The sequence below is a fragment of the Halorubrum tibetense genome (assembly GCF_042661865.1).
Lineage (GTDB): Archaea > Halobacteriota > Halobacteria > Halobacteriales > Haloferacaceae > Halorubrum > Halorubrum tibetense.
Map to the genome: position 1 here is coordinate 1 of NZ_JBHSWW010000319.1, position 2,500 is coordinate 2,500.

Annotated in this window: 3 protein-coding genes and 1 pseudogene; 2 read left to right on the forward strand and 2 right to left on the reverse strand. The window is 69.3% G+C overall.

What is annotated here, in order from left to right; translation table 11 throughout:
- Together ACFQEU_RS14405 and ACFQEU_RS14410 are read right to left on the reverse strand one after the other, a co-directional pair.
- Positions 1–381, reverse strand: a pseudogene (locus ACFQEU_RS14405) (HEAT repeat domain-containing protein); the annotation flags it as partial.
- A 98-nt stretch (positions 382–479) separates the two neighbouring features.
- The gene (locus ACFQEU_RS14410; RefSeq protein ID WP_379783276.1) at positions 480–695 is read right to left on the reverse strand and encodes a hypothetical protein; all 216 of its coding nucleotides are present in this window, start codon (positions 693–695) and stop codon (positions 480–482) included.
- A 133-nt stretch (positions 696–828) separates the two neighbouring features.
- Here ACFQEU_RS14410 and ACFQEU_RS14415 point away from each other — a divergent pair, with 133 nt between their 5' ends.
- Entirely contained in the window at positions 829–1,737 is a 909-nt protein-coding gene (locus ACFQEU_RS14415; RefSeq protein ID WP_379783278.1) for a carbon-nitrogen hydrolase family protein, read from the forward strand.
- Positions 1,738–1,814: 77 nt separating this feature from the next.
- Positions 1,815–2,363, forward strand: coding sequence for a DNA starvation/stationary phase protection protein DpsA (gene dpsA / locus ACFQEU_RS14420; RefSeq protein WP_379783280.1), 549 nt, complete (start codon positions 1,815–1,817; stop codon positions 2,361–2,363).
- Positions 2,364–2,500: the final 137 nt, after the last annotated feature.

Sequence of the window (2,500 nt, forward strand, 5' to 3'; positions counted from 1 at the left end):
GGCGGCGTCGTCGATCGCGTCGTCGACGGCGTCGGCGTAGGGGCCGCGGGCGTCCGAGAGGTCCTCACGCAGGGTCTCGATCCGGTCTTCGAGATCGCCGCGCGGGTCATCCGCGTCCTCGTCGTCCTCGTCGGGCTCCGGGAGGTCGGCGTCCGCGAGGGCGTCCTCGGCGTCGTCCAGCAGCGCCTCGACGTCGTCGAGGGCGGCCTCGGTCTCGGCGTCCGCGAGCACCGTCTCGATCTCGTCGAGGTACTCGGTCAGGGATTCCTCGGTCGCCTCGTCCGGGAGGGTCGGGACGGTCGCCGCGGACTCGTCGTCACCCTCCGGGTCGTCGGCGTCGGCCCCCTCGGAGGCGTCCGCCGGGTCGTCGCCGTTGCTCATACACCCGAGACTGGGCGCGTTGCCCATTAAGACGTTTCCCTTCGCGGGCGGGCCGACCTCGGGCCGCCGAGCGACGGGCGGGTCGGACACTCGGGGAGTTAGATCGCGCCCCAGTGCTCCTGTATCCGGGCGTACACGGCGAGAACGCCGTCCTCGACGACCCACTGGTCGGCCTCGTCTCGGGTGAGGCCGAACACGGCAGCGGCCTCGCCGACGACCCACTCGCGGTCGAGCGTCGCCGGATCCACGTCGACGTCGGCCGGCGTCGCCGGATCGTCGAACACCTCGTCGGCGGCGGGCGGGTCGACGGTCATGGGATCAGCTCGAACACGGGAACGAGTACGACCTCGATGGAATTGAATCCGGCGGCACACGGCCGATACACGGAGTTGAATCCGACAGCGCACGGCCGATGCGTTTTCCGCCGGCCGCGACGACGGGACGAGTATGTCCGGGAAGGCTCCCACCGTCGCCGCCGTACAGCTGTCTATCGACGACCTCGCAGTCGAGCACAACACCGATCGCCTCCGCGAGCGCGTCGGTGACCTCCCGGCGCGGGTCGACGTGGCCGTCTGCCCGGAGTACGCGCTCACCGGGTTCGTCGACGACGGCCGGATCCGGGAGGTCGCACTCGACCGATCGGACGCGCTGGATCGGCTCACGGCGATCGCCGCCGCGGGCGACGTGGCCCTCGTCGCGGGGTACGTCGAGTGCGGGCCTGCGAACGACGGCCGCTCCAAGAGCGGCTCCGGGGGTGGGTACGAGTCCGAGGGCGGGAGCGAACTCGGGAACGGGGGCGAACCGGGAGAGAGCGACGTCGGCACCGTGGAGTACTACAACGCGACCGCGTACGTGCCGGCACCCGGTTCGGAGGGTCGCGAACCGACGGTGTACCGGAAGCGACATCTCTGGAGCGGAGAGCGCGAGCTGTTGACGCCGGGGACCGACCGTGTCGTCGTCGAGACGCCCGTGGGGCCGACCGGGATACTGACCTGCTACGACCTGAACTTCGTCGCCGAAAGCACTTGGTTCACGGAGCGCGCCGTCGACGCGCTGTTCGTTCCCGGGGCGTGGCCCGCGGCGCACGCGGCGAACTGGCGACTCCTCCTCCGGGCTCGAGCGCTCGACGGGGTTCGGTGGGTCGTCGGGGCAGGGCGAACCGGCGGATCCGGATCCCGGACAGGCGAGAGCGAGAGGCTCGAGTACGCCGGAAACTCTCTCGTTGCCCGACCGGACGGTCGGGTCGCCGCTGCGCTCGGCCACGGGGAGCGAGACCTGATCGCGACGCTCGAACGGGCGGTTCTCGACCGGCAGCGCGATCTGATCGGATCCGTCCCCGATACAAAAGATCGATAAAAATTTTTGTCGATATCAAAAATCTCCTTTCAAAGGTAACAACAGTTAAGTGGGTGGCGAGCGTACATACGATCGTTATGAGCACCCAAAAGCAAGCCCGTCAGCGGTACGGCGACGTCCACGAGAGCGAAGCGCTCCGGATCCCCGAGGACAAAGCGGAGCAGCTCGTCGACGCGCTCAACACGGACCTCGCGGCGACGTACGTGCTGTACCACCAGGTGAAAAAGCACCACTGGCTCGTCGAGGGCGCGGAGTTCCGCGACATCCACGTCTACCTCGGCGAAGTCGCCGGGGACCTCGAGGAGGGGGCCGACGTGCTCGCCGAGCGCGCGCAGGCGCTCGGCGGCGTGCCGCTGTCGGGCGGCGCGAACTACGAGGAGCACGCGCCCGTGAGCCCGGAAGGGCCCGACGCCTACGACATCCGGACCTCGCTGGAGAACGACCTCGAGGTGTTCGGCGACATCACGGAGCAGCTCCGCGAGCACATCCAGCTCGCCAACAACCTCGGCGACTACAACACCGAGGAGCTGCTGCGTGACGTCCTCGCGGACGTCGAGGAACACGGCCACCACATCGAGCACTACCTGGAGGACGACACCCTCGTCACCCAGGGGACGCTCGAGTAGCCGGATCGCCGGTCCCGCGGGCCGTCTCAGTCCACTGGTTCTTTCGAAGCCCGGTCCCCGCGAGCCCGGGGCACGTGCTCGACGAACAGCCGCGCCAGCACCGCGGTCCAGGGGGCGACGGCACCGAGCCCGACGAC